The sequence below is a fragment of the Dorea amylophila genome, from assembly GCF_025567265.1.
Lineage (GTDB): Bacteria > Bacillota > Clostridia > Lachnospirales > Lachnospiraceae > Dorea_A > Dorea_A amylophila.
Genome location: NZ_JAOQJW010000008.1, coordinates 96,882 through 120,059, shown reverse-complemented (window position 1 = coordinate 120,059; position 23,178 = coordinate 96,882). Strand labels below are relative to the sequence as shown.

Here is a 23,178-nt window from a genome sequence, read left to right as displayed (position 1 = left end):
GGACGGCAGATGGCAAAAAAGATAACACGTAAGAATTTTTACATGGAGATCCGCCGCAGTTTCGGACGTTTTATTTCTATTCTTTTTATTGTTGCGCTGGGAGTAGCGTTCTTTTCCGGCATCCGGGCATCCGAGCCATCTATGAAGATTACCGGAGATGCGTATTTTGATAAGTCAGACCTGATGGATATCAAGGCAGTCAGTACACTCGGAATTACGGAAGATGATGTGAAGGCAGTCAGAAATGTAAAAGGAGTTGGAAAGGCAGAAGGAGCCTATAGTGCAGATTTCCTGAATATAAAGAATAAGAAGCAATATGTACTCCACGTGATGTCACGGATGGAAGATATAAATAAGATTACGGTCAGTGAAGGCCGTATGCCGGAAAAAGTGGGAGAATGTCTGGTAGATGATCAGATGAAGTATAAAGTCGGAGAGACGATCAGGCTTAAGTCCGGGACGGATGACAAGGTGACGGATACCCTGAAGGTGGATGAACTAAAGGTTGTCGGAAAAGGGAATTCACCGTGTTACATAGCATTGAATCGCGGAAGTACAACAATCGGGACAGGTATAGTCAGCGGATTTGTAGTAGTACCGGAGAAAACATTTCATCTGGATGTATATACGGAAATGTATGTGCAGGTGCAGGACGCAAAAGATCTGACTGCATATACCGGTGCATATAAACAGAAAGTAAAGACAGTCAAAAAACGGTTGGAAGCAATCACAGAAGAAAGAGGAAAGATCCGTAAGGAAGAACTTTTGGATAAAGCGAATACAAAGCTTGAAAAGGCGCAGAAAAAGCTAGATGACGGAAAAGCAGAATCAGAGCAGAAACTTTCAGATGCGGAAAGGCAGATTACAGACGGAGAGACGCAGATTTCACAGGCAAAGGAAACACTCGTAAGCGGGAAGTCGCAGATGGAAGATGCGAGGAAGAAGATCCAGGCGAAGCAGCAGGAATTGGATGCGGCAAAGAAAACATATCAAAATGGTCTTCAACAACTGGAGCAGGGAAAAAAGCAGTATGAACAGGGAAAAGCAGCTTATGATGCACAGTATGCAGAAGCGCAGGAACAGATCCAGACAGGAGAACAGGGGCTGGCCGTATACAGAGCAGAACTTGACCAGGGATGGGATGGATATCAGACACTTCTGAAGAACATAGAAGCATTAAAAGCACAGGTATCCGGAGAAACAGAACAGGATCAGGAATTGACGCAGAAGATCCGGGAGCTGGAAGCACAGGCACAGGAAACAAAGCAGACGCTGGATGCGAAAGAACAGGATTACCAGACAAAGAAGAACGAACTGGACGCTGTAAAACAGCAGCTTACGAATGCAAAAGCAGAGCTGGATCAGGCAAAAGCGCAGCTGGATGCAAGTGAAACAAAGCTTAGCAGTGCAGTGGCAAGTATAGAGTCCGGGCAGAAACAGTTAGATGCAGGGAAAGCAGAACTGGAAGCACAGGAGCAGACGCTGAAAAAAGGAGAGGCAGAAATTGCGGAAAATGAAGCAAAACTTGCCGATGCCAGGAAAGAATATGAAGACGGAAAGAAGACATCGGAAGCAGAAATTGCAAAAGGCGAGAAAAAGCTTGCTGATGCCGGTAAGCAGATCAGTCAGATCAAGAATCCAAAATGGTATGTATATGATAGAAGTACACTGATAGAATATGATGGATTCGGAGAAAATGCGGATCGTATGCGTGCGATCGGAAAAGTATTTCCGGTTATGTTTTTCCTTGTTGCGGCATTGATCAGTCTGACCGGTATGACACGTATGGTAGAGGAACAGAGAATAGAGATAGGAACCATGAAGGCTTTGGGATACGGGAATTTTTCCATTGCATCGAAATATCTGGGGTATGCATTCCTTGCAACGGCAGGAGGAAGTGTCCTTGGAGTACTGGTGGGAGAGAAAATCCTTCCGTACATTATTATCTATGCATATGAGATCATGTATCCGCATATTCCGAAGATATACGTACCATACCACATGAGTTATGCGGTAATGGCATCTGCAGCCTCCATTGTATGTACTATGGGAGCAACACTTGCATCCTGCTATAAGGAACTTGCAGCGGAACCGGCAGTGCTGATGCGGCCGCCGACACCAAAAAAAGGGCGGAGAGTATTTCTGGAAAGAATAGGATTCATCTGGAAACGTATGAGTTTCACATGGAAATCCACGATCAGGAATCTGATGCGTTATAAAAAGCGTTTCTTTATGACCGTATTCGGAATCGGCGGTTGTATGGCGCTGATGCTGGTCGGATATGGAGTGAGGGATTCTGTATATGAGATCGCAGATATTCAGTATGAAGAGATTCAGCTGTATGATGGACATATATTCTATAAAGATGATGTGACAAAGACAGAGAAAGAAGAGTTAAAGGAGTATCTGAAAACAGATTCAGATATTCAGAGTTATATGGAGGCAGATATGCGGAGTGTGACCGCATCCGGAGGCGGTAAAAAACTCAGCGTGTACCAGTGCATATTAGGAAATCCAGAAATTGCAGAAAAGTATGTGGATTTTCATGACAGGAAGACGAAAGAATCGTATTCACTCACCGGTGATGGAGTAATTGTCAGTGAAAAGACGGCGAAACTTCTGAATGTAAAAGAAGGGGATACCATCAAAGTGAAGAAGGGAACGGAGAAGAGTGTCACTGTAAAGATTGCGCATATCTGTGAAAATTACATGGGACATTATATCTATTTTACACCGCAGTATTACAAGAAGGTATCTGGAAAGACGGTGAAATATAATTGTATCATGTTCCGGGCGAAGAACGGATATTCGGAGGACCAGGTGAAAAAGGCGGGAGAAAAGATCCTGTCAAAAGATCAGGTACTGACAATCTCATACCTGCTTGATATCAGAGATCAGCTTGATGATATGCTGGCCAGTCTGAATCTGGTGATCATTGTACTGATCGTCTCAGCCGGAATGCTGGCATTTGTGGTACTTTATAATCTGAACAGCATTAATATCACAGAACGCCAGAGAGAACTTGCGACTTTGAAAGTACTTGGATTCTATGATACGGAAGTAGCAGAATATGTATTCCGTGAAAATATCCTGCTGACGTTGATCGGATCCGTGGCAGGTGTTGTATTCGGTAAGATTCTGCATCTGTTTGTAATTCAGACAGTAGAAGTGGATGCGGCAATGTTTGGCCGGAGTATTTATCTGAAGAGTTATATCTACAGTTTTTTATTTACGATAGGGTTCTCATTGTTCGTAAACTGGGTAATGTATTTTAAACTGAAAAAGATTGACATGGTAGAATCATTGAAAAGTATAGAGTAAAGTTTATAAACGGTTTATAAATTTCACAGAATTGTTAGCACTCTTTTTGAAAGAGTGCTAATTTTCTATTGACTTTTAAAATAAGCAGTATTATCATATCACTTAGATGAAAAAATGTAGCAAAAAGGTGTCTGCCGACAGAAGAAGCAGTACCTTTTGTCACTAATATGATAGAAATATAAAAAGTAGAAATAGGAGTGATTTACAATGGCAGCAAAGAAAGGTAGTTTGTCAATCAGCAGTGAAAACATTTTCCCAATTATTAAAAAATGGGTATATTCCGATCACGATATTTTTGCACGTGAGTTGGTATCCAACGGATGTGATGCAATCACAAAACTGAAGAAACTGGATATGATGGGTGAATACCAGTTGCCGGATGATTATAAACCGGCGATCAAAGTTGAAGTCAATCCAGAAGAAAAGACTCTGAAATTTACAGATAATGGTCTTGGAATGACAGCCGATGAAGTAGAAGAATACATTACACAGATCGCATTTTCCGGAGCAACACAGTTCCTTGAAAAATATAAAGATAAGACAACAGAGGATGATATGATCGGACACTTCGGTCTTGGATTCTATTCTGCATTCATGGTAGCTGACGAAGTACATATCGATACCCTTTCCTATAAAGAAGGGGCAAAGCCGGTACATTGGGTAAGCAACGGCGGAACAGAGTATGAGATGGAAGAAGGCAGCAAACAGGAAGTCGGATCCACTATGACACTGTATCTGAATGAGGACAGTCTGGAGTTTGCAAATGAATACAGAATGAGAGAAGTTCTGGAAAAATATTGTTCCTTTATGCCGGTGGAAATCTTCCTTTCCAAGGCAAATGCAGAACCGGAATATGAGACCATTGATGAAGCTGATCTGAAAGATGACGATGAAGTGATCGAACATATTCACGAAGATGCCAAGATGGAAGAAAAAGAGAATGAAAACGGCGAAAAAGAGATGGTAGAGACGGAACCTGCCAAAGAAAAAGTAAAGATTAAAAAGCGTCCGGTTTCATTAAGTGATATTCATCCACTGTGGACAAAGCATCCGAATGAATGCAGTGACGAGGATTACCTGAACTTCTACCGCAAAGTATTTATGGATTACAAAGAGCCGTTGTTCTGGATTCATCTGAATATGGATTATCCATTTAACTTAAAGGGAATCCTGTACTTCCCAAGAATCAACACAGAGTATGATTCTATTGAAGGAACGATCAAATTATATAATAATCAGGTATTTATCGCAGATAATATCAAAGAAGTTATTCCAGAATATCTGATGGTATTAAAGGGAGTGATCGACTGTCCGGATCTTCCATTGAACGTATCGCGTAGTGCACTGCAGAATGATGGATTCGTCAATAAGATATCGGAGTACATTTCCAAGAAAGTTGCAGATAAGCTTTCCGGAATGTGTAAGACAAAGAGAGAAGATTATGAGAAATACTGGGATAACATCAGTCCGTTCATCAAGTTCGGATGCCTGAAAGATGAAAAATTCTGTGACAAGATGAAAGATGCGGTTCTGTTTAAGAATCTGGATCACAAATATCTGACATTGAAAGATTGCATCGAGGCAAATGGAGGAACAGTAGAAGATCAGAATGACAAGACAGATGATCAGAATACTGAGAACAAAGAAGAGGATAAGACAGTTATTTATTATGTGACGGACGAGATCCAGCAGAGCCAGTACATCAACATGTTCAAGAATCAGGGCATGGATGCGGTAATCTTAGGACACAACATTGATTCGCCGTTTATCACACAGTTAGAGCAGCGTAATCAGAATATCAAGTTCCAGAGAATCGACGCCGATGTAACAGCAGGTGCAAAGGAAGAAGTTGCCGAAGAAGAGAAAGAAGCATTCCAGAAGAAATCTGACAGTCTGGTAGAGATTTTCCGCAAAGAGCTTGGAAAAGAGAATCTGGATGTTAAAATCGAGAAACTGAAAGATGAAAATGTTGCTTCTATGATGACGTTATCCGAAGAAAACCGTCGTATGCAGGAAATGATGAAAATGTATGGCATGAACGGAATGGATATGGGTACAACAAGTACACTGATCCTGAATGCAAATCATCCGCTGGTTCAGTATGTAGTTGAACATAAAGACAGTGAGAACACAAGTATTATCTGCAAACAGTTATATGATCTGGCAATGCTGGCACATAAGCCGCTCAGTCCGGAAGAGATGACTGCGTTTGTGCAGAGAAGTAATGAGATCATGATGCTGCTTACAAAGTAAAGATTTGAAGTTAAGATTTGCGGAATGAAAAATAAGAGCCGTGCGGCTGTGGAAGGGAAATCCATGGCGGCACGGCTCTGTTTATATCGGAAGCTGCAGATCAGTAGTCACCTTCAATGGATCTGGATTTTAAAATGTTTTTTACTTCCTGATCCCATTCTCTTTCGATGGATTTGTCCATGGTGAAAGTGTTCAGAGAAGTTCCGGTGATGCATTGTAAGTGATGTCCATCGTAGTGGAAGTTCAGGTACAGCCCCCGGATCTCTTCCGGGCGGTATCCGGTGAGACCGTGGGCGGTCAGAAAGTACGGGATCTGATCTTCCGGAAGCGCAAGGACAATCTTGAATCCCAATGGAGTGCGTTTACCGCGGATGATCTGGAAGCAGAAGTCTCGGGTTTTATTCCAGCGGGAGTAGGTTTCTTCAGGTTTTTCATCAAAGAAGTCTTCCTGGAGAAAACCGCTGATGGTAAATTTGTTGAAGGTCGTGATTTCGCCTTCTATGAAAGAAAAGTTGTCGAAAGTGTCTTTTAAGAGTAGATGCGACATGCAATTTTTTGCTGATAACTGGTATACATTCATAAGGAAAACCTCCTGTTAATCTATATGATCATTTTCCCTTTCAGGTATAAGGAAATGTATTCAACATTATAGCACAAAAGACGACAGAAAAGAGGATATAAATTGACATTCAAAAAGAAAAACAGTAAAATAAATTGGATATACATATTTAGGATCAACAGAGAAACGAAAGAGGAGAAGATTTCGTGGATATAGAGAGTAAAACTTCAATTTATGAAGAAAAAGAAGAGACTCAGGAGGTGAATCCTGAGGAGCAGAAAAGTGAAATAAAAAGTGAGAAAGAAAAAGACCGGGTACTTCAGACTGCAGTGATCGTTGCGATTGCTATTCTGGTGATTGGCGGGATTACGGTGGCGCGCAGGCTCAGTAATCCACAGAAGGATACAAAGAAGGGCACAGAGATCCTGAAGACGATGGATGAGATGGATGTGTCTAAGGCAGATAAAAAGATTAAGGAGTTAGAAACGCAGGAACGTGAGGCAGAACAGGATGCAGAAGAACAGCCGGCAAGCGAAAAATTTGCAGATTGTCTGGTCCTGGGGGATTCCATCACACAGGGATTGTACGAATATGGTGTGCTGGATCAGGCAAATGTACAGGCAGACCGTGGAGCCGGTGTGTCGGCGGGGGATAATGAAAAACTGGCAGATCATATTGCCAGGGCAAAAGAGATGAAACCGTCAGTATTATTCCTTTCTTACGGGATGAATGATGTCGGAGCGCAGAATGGAGATGCGGATGGATTCATAAAAGCATACAGGCCGGTGATCAGAGATCTGAAAAAATCACTGCCGGATACGAAAATATATGTTAACAGTATACTTCCGACAGCGCAGATTGCAATTGATCAGAATTCTGTCTATGCAAAAATTCCGGAGTTCAATCAGAAATTAAAAAAATTATGTGAAAAAGAGAAAGTAACATTTATTGATAATACAGAGCTGGTGAAACAGGAGTATTATGCCGGTGATGGAATCCATATGTCAACCGGTTATTATAAAGAATGGGTAAATCATATGGCGGAGGTTGCAGAATTATAATGAAAAACGGAAAATTAGACAGGATTAACCTGTTAAAATATTTGATGGTAGTCCTCCTGATCATTTATGTAGTATTTCTTGTGACCCGGGAAGGGGATAATACCGTATCCGTAGACACGATTGAAAAGAATATCACAAAAGCCGTAAAATTAGAAGGAATGAAAAAAGGCACAACACAGGATCTGAAAAAATATTACAGTCTGAATGCCAATGATTATGAAGGAATCAGTCTGTATATTCCGGATGACGTTATGAGTGTGAATGAAATACTCGTAATAAAGGTAAAAAACGAAAGTCAGATCGAGACGGTTGAAAAGGCAGTGGAAAGTCGTGTAAATACACAGGAAAAGAATTTTGAAGGTTATGGTGTAGAACAAACAAAGCTGATACATGCTGCAATTATTGAGACCAGAGGACGTTATGTGCTGCTGGCAGTTTCAAAGGATGCAGACCGTATCGATGCGGCATTTAAGAAGAGTATTTAATAAAAAGGAATTAGAGAGATGTTATTTAGCAGTATTGTTTTTTTATTTACATTTTTGCCGGCTGTGATGATCTTATATTATTTGTTGCCGGTAAGATTCCGGAATGTGATCTTATTGCTGGCGAGTCTGGTGTTTTATGCATGGGGGGAACCGGTATATCTGTTTCTGATGTTACTGTCCATATTGTTTAATTATTTCAGTGGACTGGATATTGCAAGGAATCTGCAGGATAAGAGAGCTGCAAAGCGGAGCCTGGTTTTTAACCTTATCATTAATCTGGCAGTACTTGGATTTTTTAAGTATGAAGGGTTTGTATTGGACACATTGAACGGGATACTTCCGGTACATATTTCTTATCATGCACTGCCGCTTCCGATTGGAATATCATTTTATACATTCCAGATATTATCCTATATCATTGATGTATATCGGGGAAATGTAAAAGTGCAGACGAATCTTCCTAATTTTGCATTATATGTAACGATGTTTCCGCAGCTTATTGCGGGACCGATCGTGCAATATGCAGATATAGATGAACAGCTTGCGTCCAGAGAAGTCTCAAGGACAAAATTCGGAGAAGGAAGCATGTATTTTATCCGGGGACTTGCGAAGAAAGTATTACTGGCGAATACCTCAGGGATGATTTTTACAGAGGTAAGCGGACTTGCGAAAGGTAATATAGCCGTGATGACGGCGTGGCTTGGAGCTTTTGCGTATATGTTCCAGATTTATTTTGATTTCAGTGGATATTCGGATATGGCGATCGGACTCGGTAAGATGTTTGGATTTGAATTCAATATGAACTTTAACTATCCATATGTGTCTAAGAGTATTACGGAGTTCTGGCGCAGATGGCATATTTCGCTGAGCAGCTGGTTCAGGGATTATGTGTATATTCCATTGGGAGGAAACAGGGTATCGAAGATCAAACACATCAGGAATCTTCTGATTGTATGGTTTCTGACCGGATTATGGCATGGAGCTGCATGGAATTTCGTGGCATGGGGACTCTATTATGGGGTGATCCTGATCATTGAAAAATATCTCCTGTCGCCGGTACTGGACAGACTTCCGGATGTAGTCCGTCATATTTACAGTATTGTTCTGGTTGTGATCGGCTGGGTATTGTTTTTCAGCTCTTCATTCGGACAGGCAGCAGATTATATCAGAGTGATGTTTGGTGCAGGTGCACATGGCTTTGCAGACAGAGAGAGTATGTATCTTCTTACAAGCAACCTGATCCTGTGGCTGATCCTGATATTTGGCTCTACGCCGCTGGTTCATTTCAGATACGAGCATATGTTAAGAACAAAAAAATGGAATACAACAATCATTAACAGTGTGGTATATGCTGCGTTGTTTATTGTCTGTATTGCATATCTGGTAACGGAGACCTATAATCCGTTCCTGTATTTCAGATTCTAGGAGCAAAGATGAGACAGTCGAGAAAGAAATGGGAAAGAAAAAGAGAAGAACAGAGAAATAAAGTAATTGCATTGCTGTTTATTGTAATGATGGTTATCTTCTTCGTGGTAAATATTGCAACTGCTGACAGGGAATTTTCGGCAAAAGAAAACCGGGCACTGGAACAGAGACCTAAGCTTACGATTTCCGGTATTGAAAGCGGAAGATGGATGAAACAGTATGAATCTTATGTATCGGATCAGTTTGCGGGAAGAGATTTCTGGGTAGCTTTAAAGAGCCGTATTGATCTGATCGCAGGAAAACGTAAGGCAAATGGTGTATTTAAAGGAAAGGATCATTATCTGTTAGAGGATATAGCCAAACCGGATGAAGAACAATTGAAAGCAAATCTGGATGCAATGAAAAAGTTTCAGGAGACATATAAAGATATCCCGATGTATATGATGCTGGTACCGAATGCTGCAAATATTGAGTCGGACAAACTTCCGTATTGTGCAGTGACAGAAGATCAGGATAAACAGTTTCAGAAAATAAAGGCTTCGCTTGGGACAGCTTTTCAGTGGGTAAATGTGGAAGATACATTGAAAAAGCACAGAGCAGAAGAGATATATTACCATACGGATCATCACTGGACGACGCTTGGTGCTTACTATGGATATCAGGCGCTGGCTGCGGCTATGAAACTGGATACATCGAAAGCACCGGCTATGAAATCCTATGCAGTGACGAATTCATTTAACGGAACCTTATCGGCGACAAGCGGCTATGAAACAGACTATAATGAGCCGATCTATATCTACGCACCGGATGATCTGAAAACAGCACCACAGGTAGTTGTAAATAACGTGAATGAAAAAAAGAAAACAGCAACGTTATACGATACATCCAAGTTGAAAGAAAAGGATAAATATGCATTATTTCTTGGCGGTAATTATCCCGTCCTGGATATCAGAACGACGGCAGATACAACAGACAGACTGTTGCTTGTAAAAGATTCCTATGCGAATAGTGTAATTCCGTTTCTGACGGCATATTACAGAGAGATCATAGTGGTTGATCCAAGATATTATTATGATGATATCAGAGAAGTTATGAAGAAAAATAAGATCACAAGTGTTCTGTTCCTGTATAACGGCAATACATTTGTGCAGGATAACAGTATCAGCGGGGTATTGCAGAATGATTAGACTGAACAAGTATTTAAGCGAAGCCGGTGTCTGTTCCAGAAGGGAGGCAGACAGGCTGATCGAGTCGGGAATTGTGACTGTGGATGGAAAGACAGCAGCTCCCGGCATGAAAGTAGAAGACGGACAGGAGGTCCGTGTCGGAAAAAAAGTGGTCAAAAGCAAAACGGAAAAAACGGTCCTGGCAGTGTACAAACCTGCCGGGATTGTTTGTACAGAAGATAAAAGGGAGAAAAAGAACATCATCCGGTTCCTCAATTATCCGGTACGCATCACTTATGCAGGAAGACTGGATAAAGATTCGGAAGGGCTTCTGATCATGACAAATGATGGAGATCTGATCAACGGCATGATGCGCGCAAGATATGCACATGAGAAAGAATATAAGGTCAGAGTAAACAAAGAAGTTACTCCGGAATTCATTGAGAAGATGAGCCGGGGAGTACACATCAGAGACAAAGAAAAGAATCTGGATGCGGTGACCAGACCCTGTACAGTAAAAAAGACCGGGAAATATACATTTTCCATTATTCTGACACAGGGATTGAACAGACAGATACGGCGCATGTGCGAAGCACTCGGATATAAGGTGGATGTGTTAAAAAGGATACGGATCATGAACGTGGAACTTGGAGATCTGAAACCGGGACAGGTAAGAGAATTAACAGAACAGGAGTTAAAGGAATTATATGGGACAGTCAAAGAACGAGAGAATGCTGGAATTAGTAGAACTTCTGAATAAAGCATCCAGATCTTATTATCAGGATGCGCAGGAGATCATGAGCAACTACGAATATGACAGATTGTATGATGAACTGCAGAATCTGGAAAAAGAACTGGGAATTACATTGTCGAACAGTCCGACGGTAAATGTCGGATATGAAGTTGTCAGTGAACTCCCAAAAGAAAGGCATGAAAGCCCGATGCTCTCACTGGATAAGACGAAAGAAGTAGAAGAGCTTAAGAACTTCGTTGGCAGTCAGAAAGTATTGATGTCCTGGAAGATGGACGGATTGACGATCGTGCTGACTTATCGTGACGGAAAGCTTTATAAAGCGGTCACACGCGGTAACGGAGAAGTCGGTGAAGTGGTTACAAACAATGCGAAGGTATTCAAGAATCTACCGGTGCAGATCGCTTACCGGGGGGAATTGATCTTAAGAGGAGAAGCGGTGATCGGATATCATGACTTCGAGAAGATCAATGAAGAGATTGAAGATGTAGATGCAAAATATAAAAATCCAAGAAACTTATGCAGTGGTTCAGTCAGACAGCTCAATAACCAGATCACGGCAAAGAGAAATGTTATGTTCTATGCATTCACGTTAGTGCAGGCAGATGGAGTTGATTTTCAGAATTCCAGAGCTTGTCAGATGGAATGGCTGAAAGCACAGGGATTCACGACGGTAGAATATCATATGGTGACCAGAGATACAGTAGAAGATGAAGTTGCTAAATTTTCGTCAGAGATTAGTAAAAATGATTTTCCTTCTGACGGACTTGTGCTATCATATGATGATATAGCGTATGGAAGATCGTTGGGAAGAACAGCAAAATTCCCGAGAGATTCTTACGCATTCAAATGGCAGGATGAGATCAGGGAAACGATTCTGCGTGAAATTGAATGGAGTCCGTCAAGGACAGGACTGATCAATCCGGTTGCAATCTTTGATCCGGTGGAGTTGGAAGGAACGACGGTCAGCCGTGCAAGTGTTCACAATATCAGCATTATGGAAGAACTGGAACTTGGCATCGGAGATAAGATCGAAGTTTATAAGGCAAATATGATCATTCCGCAGATCGCAGAGAATCTGACAAGAAGCGGTGTGAAAGATATTCCGGAAAGATGTCCGGTCTGTCAGGGGGAGACGAAGATCAGACAGGTAGGAAATGCGAAAGCATTATACTGTATGAATCCGGAATGCCAGGCAAAGCATGTGAAGGCATTTGCATTATTCGTAAGCAGAGATGCACTTAATATAGAAGGATTGTCGGAAGCAACACTGGAAAAATTCATTTCCAAAGGATATATCCATACATTTGCCGATATCTTCCATCTGGACCGCTACAAAGACGAGATTCAGGGAATGGAAGGATTTGGAGAAAAATCGTACAGGAAACTGATCGAAAGTGTGGAAAAAGCAAGAACAACCACGCTGCCAAGAGTCGTCTATTCACTGGGAATCGCAGGGATCGGACTTGCCAATGCAAAGGTTATCTGCAGAGAGTTGAAATATGATGTAGAAGCCCTTTTGATGGTTACAGAAGAAGAATTAAATGAGATCCAGGGCGTGGGAGAAGTTCTGGCAAAGGCATTCACCGGATATTTTTCAGATGCAAAGCATGTGGAGAATTTCAGAAAGCTTTTAGAAGAGTTGACAATCCCGGAAGAGACATCAACAAAAAAACAGATTTTTGAAGGTGTCAATTTTGTGATCACCGGAAGCGTAACACATTTTGCAAACCGCGGTGAAGTGAAGGAATTGATTGAAAGTCTGGGAGGAAAGGTGACAGGATCGGTAACGTCCAAAACGAATTACTTGATCAACAATGATGTAACCAGCACATCTTCCAAAAATAAGAAAGCAAATGAACTGGGGATCCCGATTATTTCCGAAGAGACATTTCTGGAACTGGTGAACCAGGAAGAATCATAGAACCAGGATAAAACAGAGTGAAAGATACGACAAAAAGTAAGAAGGAGAGAATAATGACCAATCAGGACGATAACAATCAGGAAATCGAAAAAGTAGAAGACGTCGAAGTAGAAACAACAAAGAAGACGTCAGATTCGGATGATAAGAAACAAAATGATGATGAGTATGAAAAAGTATGTTTTATATGCAGACGTCCGGAGAGTGTTGCAGGGAAGATGATCGAACTTCCGAACCACATTTGTGTCTGCAATGACTGCATGCAGAAGAGCTTTGATGCAATGTCGAACGGACCGATCGATTACAGTCAGCTGATGAATATTCCGGGAGTACAGGTATTCAACATGTCTGATATGGAGCAGAGTATTCCAAAACAGCAGAAGATCAAGAAGAAAAAAGAAGGCGAAGAATACAAGCCGTTAGTAGATATCCGGAATCTTCCGGCTCCGCACAAGATCAAAGCAAAACTGGACGAGTATGTGGTAGGACAGGAATATGCAAAGAAAGTGATGTCGGTTGCAGTATATAATCATTATAAGCGTGTGGCAACGGATTCGATGGATGACATTGAGATTGAGAAATCCAACATGCTGATGATCGGGCCGACAGGTTCCGGTAAGACGTATCTGGTAAAGACACTGGCAAGGATTCTGGATGTTCCGCTTGCAATTACGGATGCAACATCTCTTACAGAGGCAGGGTACATCGGTGATGATATCGAAAGCGTTGTATCCAAACTGCTTGCGGCAGCAGATAATGATGTCGAAAAGGCAGAACAGGGAATTATTTTTATTGATGAGATCGACAAGATCGCAAAGAAGAAAAACTCCAGTCAGCGTGATGTGAGCGGTGAGTCTGTACAGCAGGGAATGCTGAAACTTCTGGAAGGAAGTGATGTGGAAGTTCCTGTCGGGGCAACGAGCAAGAATGCAATGGTTCCGCTTACAACAGTGAATACGAGGAACATTCTGTTCATCTGTGGAGGTGCATTCCCGGATCTGGAAGGAATTATCAAAGAACGTCTGACCAAACAGGCAGCGATCGGATTCGGAGCGGATCTGAGAGATAAATACAATAACGACAAAGAGATTCTTAAAAAGGTCGCAACAGAGGATTTGCGTGTATTCGGTATGATACCGGAGTTCCTGGGACGTCTGCCGATTGTATTTACCTTACAGGGTATGAGTGAAGATATGCTGGTGGAGATATTAAAAGAGCCTAAGAATGCAATTTTGAAGCAATATCAGAAACTGCTTGCATTAGACGAAGTAAAATTGGAATTCGATGACGGCGCACTTCATGCGATTGCAAAAAAAGCAATGAAGAAAGATACCGGAGCGAGGGCGCTTCGTGCGATCATCGAAGAATTCATGTTAGATATCATGTATGAAATCCCGAAGGATGACAATATTGGAGAGGTTGTTATCACAAAAGAATATATTGAGGGAACCGGAGGACCGGTAATAATGTTGAGAGGTCAGGAAGTACCAAGGCTTCAATAATACATTTTACATATAGAATGCTAAGAGAGTTGTCAATGACAGCTTTCATTATGCAATGACACATAAGACTTTACTTGAGGAAGAATGGAGGAGAAAGGAATGGAGGAATTATCAGCTATTCCAGTTTGGCTCTGCATACCCTTTGCAGGGCTGTTGCTCAGTATTGCCGTTATGCCTCTGATCAAGCCGGACTGGTGGGAAAAGCATCAGCCGCTTGCAGTTGCGTTCTGGTCGGTACTGTTTATTGTTCCGTTTGCTGCAAAGTACGGAATGTTTACAATGGGAGAGACGGTTTTGGAATGTGTGGTAAATGATTATCTGACATTTATCATTTTATTGTTCGGTCTGTTCTGTGTAGCAGGTAACATTACAATTGACGGTGAGTTTGCCGGATCACCGAGGATCAATACGGCATTGTTTGTTCTGGGAACACTGCTTTCCAGCGTGATCGGAACGACCGGATCAAGTATGCTTCTGGTACGTCCGTTTATTAAGATGAATTCGTGGAGAAAAAGAAAGAGTCACATTATGATCTTTTTTATCTTCCTGATCTCTAATATGGGAGGATGTCTGACACCGATCGGAGATCCGCCGCTTCTGATGGGATTCATGCGTGGCGTTCCGTTTTTCTGGAGCCTGAAGCTGTTTCATATACTGATCTTTAACATGATCATTTTGCTGATGTTATTCTATTTTCTGGATAGAAGAGCTTACAGAAAAGATATTGCGGAAGGTAGAAAACCAGATATTAGAGAGCCCGGAACACACGTTAGAATTGTAGGACTTCATAATCTGATATATGTTGCAATGATTGTCGGAGCTGTAATCTTAAGTGGAATGCTTCCTGGTATGTCTGCATTCCAGAATGCGGACGGAACGGTAAAAGGAATCCATATCCTTGGAGAAGTGACGCTTGGATTCCCGTCTGTGATCGAGATCGTGATCATCCTTCTGGCAGCATTTTTATCATTTAAAACGACAAAAGAAGAAGTACGTATCCGTAACCATTTTACCTGGGGGGCAATTCAGGAAGTTGCGGTTCTGTTCATCGGAATCTTTATCACGATGCAGCCTGCATTGATGATTCTGAAGGCAAATGGTGCGGAACTTGGTATCAATAAACCATTTGAAATGTTCTGGGCAACCGGAGCACTGTCAAGTTTTCTGGATAATACACCAACGTATCTGGTATTCCTTACAACGGCGGGAGCACTTGGGTTCAAGAGCGGTGTTGTGACGACACTTGGTTCGGTTCCTGTTAAGATGCTGGAGGCAATCTCCTGTGGAGCTGTATTTATGGGAGCAAATACCTATATCGGAAATGCGCCGAACTTCATGGTAAAATCTATGTCAGATGAAAATGGTGTGCGTATGCCATCGTTCTTCGGATATATGGTATGGTCACTGACATGTCTGATACCGGTATTTATTATCGATATGCTGGTATTCTTTTTGTAAGGGGAGGTGCGGAACATGGAAAATAAGAATAAATACTATGACATAGCGGAACGGATCTATGATCTGGACGGAGAAGTCTATGAATGTGTAGGTTCTTCTCTTGGCCGTACCTTTACGGGAGACAAACGTACTTGTGTAGAAAGTCTTGTGAAGCTGATGCGTACAAAGCCACAGGGGCATCTGCTCAGAAGTGAGCTTGCGCTGATCAGTAACATGGCACGTACGATCCGTAAGGATGAAGACCGATCCAGACTGATGAGAAAATATGATGAGATATTAAAAGAAATCGCAGAACTGCCGGCAGGTTTTGGAAAAGTTGAGATTCTGGATGAAAACAGGGCAAAGCTAAATACATCGAACCTGCGTCAGAAGTTTTCAAAGGATGATCATCTGATCATCTGTATCGGAAGAACACATGGAAGTGCGGGTAACGATATTGGATTTGCACTGGCGGATGCACTCAGGATCAACTATTACGATGCAGAGATATTCAATGAAGTATTGAGACGTCTGGACGCGGAGAAAGATTCGGTTGTAGATGTGGCAGATCTGGGAACAAATGAGATTGAGAATAAGTACCAGGGATCCGGACGGACGTTGAAAGAACGTCTGAAAGATTTTGACCGTTATCATGGTCTGACAAAAGAAGATGCAATCTTCTTTAATCAGAGTGATCTGATATGTAAGAAGGCAAAAGAAGAAGATTTCATTGTTATGGGACGATGTGCGGATGTGATACTGGCAAATAATCATATTCCACATATCAGTATCTTTATTACAGCTCCTTTTGAACAGCGTGTACACAGAGTCATGGAAGTCAATAATCTGGATCATAAAAAAGCAGAACGCCTTTTGAAGAAGATTGACCGTCAGCATTCGAAATATTACAATTTCTATACCGGCCAGAAGTGGGGAGATGCTGTGAACTATGATATCTGTTTTAACAGTGCAAGTTATGGTATCGAAGAATCTGTGGAGATCATCGAGCGTATGCTGAACCAGCATACAAATGCATAAAAATATTAATGAATGACACGAAGTCTTTCATATACATAAAACAAATGTATATGAAAGGCTTTTTTTCATTGGAAGACAGATGTAAAGAAAAGATATTATCGGAAGATTACTGGGATTTTATTATCTCGCCATACAGGGAAGATGAGTTAGAAGGAGTGGATACGGAAAAGATGTGTATCCAGGAGCTGGATTTCGGATATAAAAGTGTGTCGTTAGACAGTCGGATGTTACTTCCCTTATCCTTGCGGCAGTACTGGTACGGCGCGATCCCCAAGTGCTATACACTTCTGGATATGCAGCCGTTAGATGCAGCCGGAATTATTACGCTGCAGAATTATCCGACGCTGCAGCTTATGGGAGAGGGGATTATGATCGGTTTCCTGGATACGGGGATCGATTATACCCATCCGGTATTCTGTAATCTTGACGGGACAACAAGAATTGCGGGGATCTGGGATCAGACAATTCAGGATGGGGATCCGCCGGAGGGCTTTCTGTATGGAACAGAGTATACCGAAGAAAGAATCAATGCGGCTCTGCATTCGGAAAGTCCGCAAGAACTGATCTCTTCGGAAGATACAGATGGGCATGGAACATTTGTTGCAAGTGTGGCTGCCGGAAGTGCAGAAAGCAGTGGACAGTTTCTTGGGGCTGCCCCGGAGGCGGTGATCGCGATGGTAAAGCTTAAGCCGGCAAAAAAATATCTGAAAGAATTTTTTGGGGTTGCAGAAGATGCACACTGTTATCAGGAAAATGATATCCTGGCCGGACTTCGGTATCTGAATGAACTGGCCCGCAGACGGGAGATGCCGCTTGTGATCTGTATGGCGATCGGAACCAGTTTCGGAGGGCATAATGGTGACTCTTTGCTTGCAGGAGTTCTGGATGGCTATGCATTGCTGAGAAACCGCTGTGTAGTAACGGGAACCGGGAATGAGGCAGCGCAGAGACATCATTATTACGGAACATTTACGGAGGCACAGAATATACGGACAGCGGAGATCAGGGTAGGGGAAGGGGTGAAAGGTTTTGTGACGGAGTTATGGAGTACCCTTCCGAACATTGTGACAGTGTCGATCACATCACCTTCCGGAGAACGTACCGGGCAGATTCCGGTACGTCTGGGATATCTGTTTGATTTTGTATTTGCTTTTGAACGGACGGCTGTTACGGTGGAGTACAGACTTCTGCAGGAGAATAGCGATGCACAGCTGGTGTTTATCCGGCTGCAGAAAGCAGTACCGGGAATCTGGAAAATAGAAGTAAAGCCTGTGATGCAGCCGAAGGGGGAGTTTCATATGTGGCTGCCCATGAAAGAGTTTCTGGATGGAGAAGTATATTTTCTGGAATCGAATCCGGATACCACATTTACAGAACCGGCAGGAGGGGAGCATACGATGACAGTGTCTTATTATAACAGTCAGGAGAATACGGTTGATATTAATTCGGGCAGAGGGTATACTAGAGATGAAAGAATCAAACCGGATTATGCTGCACCGGGAGTAGCGGTTACCGGTGCGGTACCGGGCGGAGGATTCAAAGAACGCACCGGTTCAAGTGCAGCAACAGCAATTGCGGCAGGTGGCTGTGCACTGATCATGAAGTGGATCAGTGATCAGCCGGGAGCGGGTGGAGCATCAGCCAGTCAGGTAAGGAATGTGATCGTGATGGGTGCGCAGAAGCTTCCGGCGATAGAATATCCAAATACACAGTGGGGATATGGAACGATGAACTTGTATCATTCACTGGATATTTTAAGACGGCTGTAAAGAAGAACGAGATAAGGAGAGGATACAGATGGCAGATTTTTTTGAAGAATTCAGCAGAAGAGTTTCAGATGTTGCGAGTGACATCACTAAGAAGACAGGAGATACACTGGAGATTCAGAAGATCAAAAGTAATGTACGAACTTTAAAGAGAGCAAATGAAAGAGATCTTGCAGATATCGGTCGTATGGTATATGAGAAGTTCCAGAGTGGGGAAGTATCCGACATGGATTACGTAACGCTCTGTGAAGAAATCGAAAAACGCGAGGAAGAGATTGAAAAGCAGGAAGAAGAGATTGTGAAGATCCAGGGAGAGATATAGATGCACACAAGCATACCGGGTGCGATTGGAACACTGTTTGGTCTGGATATGGCTGTAAAACAGTACATAGAAGAAAATGTAAGTGAGAAAGAGGAAAAAAACTTTTGCGGGACAAAAGTCCTGATCAGAAAAGTATACAACAAAGGCTTTGCATTTAATTCCATGGATTCCGAACCGGATAAGGTAAAGAAAGCGTCTGTGATAACGACGGCAGTGATCCTGATGCTGACATTGGCAGAATCATTCCGGGAAGGTCATAAGGTGACTAAGACAGCATGGACATTACTGAGTGCAGGAGCCATCAGCAATACGTATGACCGGATCGTCAGAGGTAAAGTCGTAGATTACATTGGTATAAGATCTGACCATAAGATATTAGGTGATGTAACAGCGAATTTGGCAGATGTCTATATCCTGATAGGATCTGTCCTGATGTGGATGAGAAGAATCGGAAAACGATAACAGGAAATATGACAGAAAATAGAATATCGGAAAAAGGAAAACACTATACTCCATCTTCTTTCGGATAGAATATAGTGTTTTTTTTATTTACACCTTTATATGAGAATGAAATTAAAATCAGGCATGAAAAAGCGGGTGATGGGAATCGAACCCACGTATCCAGCTTGGAAGGCTGGTGTTCTACCATTGAACTACACCCGCAAAATATATTATAAATCGGGGTGACAGGATTCGAACCTGCGACCTCCTGGTCCCAAACCAGGCGCTCTAGCCAAGCTGAGCCACACCCCGATATTATGTTGTGTCCTTAAGACAAGATGTATCATATCATGAATGGAGATAAAATGCAAGCAGAAATTGAAAAAAGATAAATAAATGGGATCGGTATCTATTCAGCAAAAGAATTTTTAGAAGAATTTTTAGAAAAAGTTAAGTTGTATCTGCAGACACGCTGTTGTATAATTAAGAGCGATGTCGAAAAATTCTTTCGAACAGATGATGCAGAAGATTTTGAAGATTTTCAAAAAAGAGGACTGAATTGACAGATGAAAGTGATGAATCATACAGAAGAACAGCAAACAGAAAACAAGACTTCTCTTTCAAATGGTGCAAAAAGAAATCGGATTTATATATATATAGCAATAGCAGGTGTGATAGCAGCAGTGATAACTGCTGCTTTTACTGGCTATTATCTTCATCAGGAGCGTGCAGAAGAGAAGAAACAGGAAGAATTATTAAAAGCCGAGAAGGCAAAAAAACAGAAAGAAAAAAAAGCTAAAACAACGGAAGCAGCCGAACAGAAGTTAGAGCGTGTCCGCAGCCAGGCAGAGGAGCAGGGAGTACCACAGAGTGTGATCGAACTGTTGGACAAGAATGCAGAGACGGTAGATTTTGTAGCAGATTATGAGAAGAAAAAGGACAAGCCTTATGCAGATACGATAGAGGAAGATCTTTCAAATGGAGAAATTCCGGAACTTTTACAATGGGATGAACGCTGGGGATATGCACCGTATGGAACGGGGATCGTAGCGACCAGTGGATGCGGACCGACCTGTATGGCAATGGTAGCAGCAGGACTGAATCAGGATGCATCCATTACTCCGGCAAAGGTAGCAGCATATGGAACCGAACACGGTTATGTGGATGAGGAAAATAATACTTACTGGAGGTTCATGGATGAAGCAGGTGCGAACTGGAATCTAAACAGCGTAGGAGGTATGCTTTCAGAAGAACAGGTAAGCGCAGAACTGGCACAGGGACATCCGGTCATATGCAGTATGGGACCGGGAGACTTTACGCAGATCGGTCACTTTATTGTTCTGACCGGCTATGAGAATGGCACTGTAACGGTAAATGATCCGTTCAGCATTAAGAATACGAATACGGCATGGACATTTGCCAATATCAAAGATCAGATCAAGGCAATGTGGACATTTTCAAAAAAATAAGATGCTCAATGTGGAAAAGTTCTGAAAGAACAGAAGCATGATGTGGAAAAGTCTTGGATTTTATGAAAAAGGAGAACAGGATATGAGATATGATTTTACAAAAATAATAGACAGACATGGCAAAGATGCGATTGCAGTGGATGGATTGGGAAAGAATCCGGGATTTGCACCTGAGCCGCCAAAAGACGGATTCGATGTAATCCCGATGTGGGTAGCTGATATGAATTTTGAGACTGTTCCGACGATCCCGAAAGCAATTATGGACAGAGCGGCACACCCGGCATATGGATACTTCAGCCCGGTGGAAGAGTATTATGATTCGATCATCCGCTGGCACAAGATCCGTAATAATGTAGAAGGTCTGATGCCGGAGTATATCGGATATGAAAATGGAGTATTAGGCGGGGTGATCTCGGCACTGACAGCATTTGCGGCACCGGGAGATGCGGTACTTCTCCATAGTCCGACCTATATCGGATTTACGAAATGTATCACGGAGAACGGATATAAGATCGTACATAGCCCTCTGAAAAAGGACGAAAAGGGAATCTGGCGCATGGACTATGAAGATATGGATGCAAAATTAAAAGCCAACAACATCCATGTGGCGGTTTTCTGCAGTCCGCATAATCCGACAGGACGTGTCTGGGAGCGCTGGGAGATAGAAGAGGCTATGGAAGTATATAAGAATAACGAATGTGTTGTGATCGCAGATGAGATCTGGTCAGACCTGATTTTAAAAGGGAGCCGGCACATTCCGACACAGTCGATCAGTCCGGATGCCAGAAACCGTACGATTGCATTCTATGCACCGAGCAAGACATTTAATCTGGCGGGACTGGTAGGAAGCTATCACATAGTTTTTAACCGAATGTTACGTGACCGTCTGGAGGCAAAATCCAGAAAGTCACATTATAATACGATGAATGTACTGTCCATGCATGCGCTGATCGGAGCCTACGAGGCAGAAGGATATACCTGGGTGAATGAACTTTGTCAGGTATTGTCAGAAAATGTAGAGTATGCGGTCAATCATATCCGTGACTATTACAGAGGAATCAATGTCAGCAAGCCGCAGGGAACTTACATGTTGTTCCTGGACTGTGAGGACTGGTGTGAAGAGAATTACAAGTCACTGGATGAATTGTTGAAAGCCGGCTGGGATGTCGGTGTTGCATGGCAGGATGGAAGACCGTTCCATCAGGAATACGGAATCCGTATGAATCTGGCGTTGCCGCTCAGCAGAGTGAAGGAAGCATTTGAGCGTCTGGATGAGTATGTATTTCATGTGTAAAGAGCCGGGAATGAAAGAAGTAAGGGAAATTGGAAAATATTATTGTATCATTTAATGTAATCGCACCTGTATTTTTTCTTATGGTGTTAGGATATCTGATGGTCAATTATACCTCTCTGGCAGACCGTAAGCTTACAAAACAGGCCAATGCGATTGTTTTTAAGATATTTTTGCCGTGTATGTTATTCTATAATGTCTATCAGAGTGACATCGGGGCGGAGATCCACAGCAGGATTAAGTTGTGTATCTGGGCGGCAGGTGGACTTCTGATCCTGTTCGTACTGCTCTGTCTGATCGTTCCAAAGGTTGTAAAGCAGGAGAATCAGCAGGGAGTCGTGATTCAGGGAATCTTTCGCAGCAATTACGTGATCTTCGGAGTTGCGGTTGTGCAGAATATGTATGGAGCAAAAAGCACAACAACGGCGGCGATTTTAAGTGCAATCCTTGTACCGATGTATAATTTTCTGGCAGTAGTTGCACTCTCGATTTTCGGAGAAAAGAGGGAGACAGACTGGAAGAAGATTATTCTTGATATTGTGAAGAATCCGCTGATCATATCTTCGGTGTTGGGAATTATATTTTCGCTGTTGGGAATCAGACTTCCGACGGCAGTGGATACAACGGTTCAGGATCTGGCAAAGCTGTCAACGCCGATTGCATTCATGATCCTGGGAGGAGATCTGGACTTCTCAAAAGTAAAAGGAAACTTAAAAGTTGCATCGGTGGTACTGACGATCAAGCTTGTGATCTTACCACTTATTATGATCCCGATGATCGTTATGATGGGATACAGGGATGCAGATCTGTTGTCAGGCCTGCTGGCATATCAGACTCCGGTTGCGGTATCCAGTTATATCATGGCACAACAGGCAGGAGCGGATGGACAGCTTGCCGGACAGCTGGTGGTGTTCTCATCGGTGCTTTCGATCTTTACGTTGTTTGTGACGATATTGATATTGCGGACGAT

General features: G+C 42.5%; 18 protein-coding genes and 2 tRNA genes. 17 read left to right on the top strand and 3 right to left on the bottom strand.

Features of this window, described 5'->3' with window-relative positions; translation table 11 throughout:
- Positions 1-9 precede the first annotated feature (9 nt).
- Together OCV72_RS06715 and htpG are read left to right on the top strand one after the other, a co-directional pair.
- A complete protein-coding gene (locus tag OCV72_RS06715) occupies positions 10-3,321 on the top strand; it encodes an ABC transporter permease (RefSeq protein ID WP_055282796.1) in 3,312 nt (1,103 codons plus the stop codon).
- Positions 3,322-3,528: 207 nt separating this feature from the next.
- On the top strand, positions 3,529-5,574 hold the full coding sequence (gene htpG / locus OCV72_RS06710; RefSeq protein ID WP_055282794.1) for a molecular chaperone HtpG: 2,046 nt from the start codon (positions 3,529-3,531) through the stop codon (positions 5,572-5,574).
- A 100-nt stretch (positions 5,575-5,674) separates the two neighbouring features.
- On the opposite strand, the gene OCV72_RS06705 is transcribed toward htpG, so the two are convergent.
- Positions 5,675-6,154, bottom strand: a complete 480-nt coding sequence (locus OCV72_RS06705) for a DUF5721 family protein (protein WP_055282792.1) — start codon at positions 6,152-6,154, stop codon at positions 5,675-5,677.
- Positions 6,155-6,339: 185 nt separating this feature from the next.
- Here OCV72_RS06705 and OCV72_RS06700 point away from each other — a divergent pair, with 185 nt between their 5' ends.
- The 12 genes from OCV72_RS06700 (at position 6,340) to OCV72_RS06645 (ending at position 19,469) form a co-directional block, all read left to right on the top strand.
- On the top strand, positions 6,340-7,194 hold the full coding sequence (locus OCV72_RS06700) for an SGNH/GDSL hydrolase family protein (RefSeq protein WP_242859230.1): 855 nt from the start codon (positions 6,340-6,342) through the stop codon (positions 7,192-7,194).
- On the top strand, positions 7,194-7,679 hold the full coding sequence (locus OCV72_RS06695) for a DUF4358 domain-containing protein (protein WP_055282789.1): 486 nt from the start codon (positions 7,194-7,196) through the stop codon (positions 7,677-7,679). The genes OCV72_RS06700 and OCV72_RS06695 overlap by 1 nt, the downstream gene beginning before the upstream one ends.
- Before the next feature lie 18 nt (positions 7,680-7,697).
- Positions 7,698-9,104 carry an MBOAT family O-acyltransferase gene (locus OCV72_RS06690; RefSeq protein WP_055282787.1) on the top strand — a complete coding sequence of 469 codons (1,407 nt, stop codon included), beginning with the start codon at positions 7,698-7,700 and terminating at the stop codon, positions 9,102-9,104.
- 8 nt (positions 9,105-9,112) lie between these two features.
- Positions 9,113-10,291, top strand: a complete 1,179-nt coding sequence (locus tag OCV72_RS06685; RefSeq protein ID WP_070099619.1) for a DHHW family protein — start codon at positions 9,113-9,115, stop codon at positions 10,289-10,291.
- Positions 10,284-11,030, top strand: a complete 747-nt coding sequence (locus tag OCV72_RS06680) for a pseudouridine synthase (RefSeq protein WP_055282784.1) — start codon at positions 10,284-10,286, stop codon at positions 11,028-11,030. The genes OCV72_RS06685 and OCV72_RS06680 overlap by 8 nt, the downstream gene beginning before the upstream one ends.
- Complete coding sequence (gene ligA, locus OCV72_RS06675; protein ID WP_172677212.1) at positions 11,002-12,945, top strand: NAD-dependent DNA ligase LigA; 1,944 nt, start codon at positions 11,002-11,004, stop codon at positions 12,943-12,945. The genes OCV72_RS06680 and ligA overlap by 29 nt, the downstream gene beginning before the upstream one ends.
- Positions 12,946-12,998: 53 nt before the next feature.
- Positions 12,999-14,444, top strand: a complete 1,446-nt coding sequence (gene clpX / locus OCV72_RS06670; protein WP_055282779.1) for an ATP-dependent Clp protease ATP-binding subunit ClpX — start codon at positions 12,999-13,001, stop codon at positions 14,442-14,444.
- A gap of 99 nt (positions 14,445-14,543) precedes the next feature.
- A complete protein-coding gene (locus OCV72_RS06665; RefSeq protein WP_081021027.1) occupies positions 14,544-15,902 on the top strand; it encodes a sodium:proton antiporter in 1,359 nt (452 codons plus the stop codon).
- 15 nt (positions 15,903-15,917) lie between these two features.
- Entirely contained in the window at positions 15,918-16,919 is a 1,002-nt protein-coding gene (locus OCV72_RS06660; RefSeq protein WP_055282774.1) for a cytidylate kinase-like family protein, read from the top strand.
- A 170-nt stretch (positions 16,920-17,089) separates the two neighbouring features.
- A complete protein-coding gene (locus OCV72_RS06655; protein WP_242859232.1) occupies positions 17,090-18,688 on the top strand; it encodes a S8 family peptidase in 1,599 nt (532 codons plus the stop codon).
- A 28-nt stretch (positions 18,689-18,716) separates the two neighbouring features.
- The gene (locus OCV72_RS06650) at positions 18,717-19,007 is read left to right on the top strand and encodes a hypothetical protein (RefSeq protein ID WP_055282772.1); all 291 of its coding nucleotides are present in this window, start codon (positions 18,717-18,719) and stop codon (positions 19,005-19,007) included.
- The gene (locus tag OCV72_RS06645) at positions 19,008-19,469 is read left to right on the top strand and encodes a signal peptidase II (RefSeq protein ID WP_055282770.1); all 462 of its coding nucleotides are present in this window, start codon (positions 19,008-19,010) and stop codon (positions 19,467-19,469) included.
- Positions 19,470-19,599: 130 nt separating this feature from the next.
- On the opposite strand, the gene OCV72_RS06640 is transcribed toward OCV72_RS06645, so the two are convergent.
- Positions 19,600-19,670: transfer RNA gene (locus tag OCV72_RS06640), tRNA-Gly, on the bottom strand.
- Positions 19,671-19,685: 15 nt separating this feature from the next.
- Positions 19,686-19,760: transfer RNA gene (locus OCV72_RS06635), tRNA-Pro, on the bottom strand.
- A gap of 254 nt (positions 19,761-20,014) precedes the next feature.
- On the opposite strand from OCV72_RS06635, the gene OCV72_RS06630 reads away from it, so the two are divergent.
- From OCV72_RS06630 to OCV72_RS06620, 3 genes are all read left to right on the top strand, one after another.
- Positions 20,015-20,917 carry a C39 family peptidase gene (locus tag OCV72_RS06630; RefSeq protein ID WP_081021025.1) on the top strand — a complete coding sequence of 301 codons (903 nt, stop codon included), beginning with the start codon at positions 20,015-20,017 and terminating at the stop codon, positions 20,915-20,917.
- An 82-nt stretch (positions 20,918-20,999) separates the two neighbouring features.
- On the top strand, positions 21,000-22,211 hold the full coding sequence (locus OCV72_RS06625) for a MalY/PatB family protein (protein ID WP_055282842.1): 1,212 nt from the start codon (positions 21,000-21,002) through the stop codon (positions 22,209-22,211).
- A 29-nt stretch (positions 22,212-22,240) separates the two neighbouring features.
- The coding region (locus OCV72_RS06620; protein ID WP_081021024.1) for an AEC family transporter at positions 22,241-23,178 on the top strand (938 nt) is incomplete at its 3' end.

Coding starts and splice junctions, on each gene's coding strand:
- OCV72_RS06650 (WP_055282772.1), top strand. CDS start 18,717: ATGGCAGATTTTTTTGAAGAATTCAGCAGAAGAGTTTCAGATGTTGCG.
- ligA (WP_172677212.1), top strand. CDS start 11,002: ATGCTGGAATTAGTAGAACTTCTGAATAAAGCATCCAGATCTTATTAT.
- OCV72_RS06695 (WP_055282789.1), top strand. CDS start 7,194: ATGAAAAACGGAAAATTAGACAGGATTAACCTGTTAAAATATTTGATG.
- OCV72_RS06690 (WP_055282787.1), top strand. CDS start 7,698: ATGTTATTTAGCAGTATTGTTTTTTTATTTACATTTTTGCCGGCTGTG.
- OCV72_RS06715 (WP_055282796.1), top strand. CDS start 10: ATGGCAAAAAAGATAACACGTAAGAATTTTTACATGGAGATCCGCCGC.
- OCV72_RS06685 (WP_070099619.1), top strand. CDS start 9,113: ATGAGACAGTCGAGAAAGAAATGGGAAAGAAAAAGAGAAGAACAGAGA.
- OCV72_RS06630 (WP_081021025.1), top strand. CDS start 20,015: ATGAAAGTGATGAATCATACAGAAGAACAGCAAACAGAAAACAAGACT.
- clpX (WP_055282779.1), top strand. CDS start 12,999: ATGACCAATCAGGACGATAACAATCAGGAAATCGAAAAAGTAGAAGAC.
- OCV72_RS06625 (WP_055282842.1), top strand. CDS start 21,000: ATGAGATATGATTTTACAAAAATAATAGACAGACATGGCAAAGATGCG.
- OCV72_RS06660 (WP_055282774.1), top strand. CDS start 15,918: ATGGAAAATAAGAATAAATACTATGACATAGCGGAACGGATCTATGAT.
- OCV72_RS06645 (WP_055282770.1), top strand. CDS start 19,008: ATGCACACAAGCATACCGGGTGCGATTGGAACACTGTTTGGTCTGGAT.
- OCV72_RS06680 (WP_055282784.1), top strand. CDS start 10,284: ATGATTAGACTGAACAAGTATTTAAGCGAAGCCGGTGTCTGTTCCAGA.
- OCV72_RS06665 (WP_081021027.1), top strand. CDS start 14,544: ATGGAGGAATTATCAGCTATTCCAGTTTGGCTCTGCATACCCTTTGCA.
- OCV72_RS06705 (WP_055282792.1), bottom strand. CDS start 6,154: ATGAATGTATACCAGTTATCAGCAAAAAATTGCATGTCGCATCTACTC.
- OCV72_RS06655 (WP_242859232.1), top strand. CDS start 17,090: ATGTGTATCCAGGAGCTGGATTTCGGATATAAAAGTGTGTCGTTAGAC.
- htpG (WP_055282794.1), top strand. CDS start 3,529: ATGGCAGCAAAGAAAGGTAGTTTGTCAATCAGCAGTGAAAACATTTTC.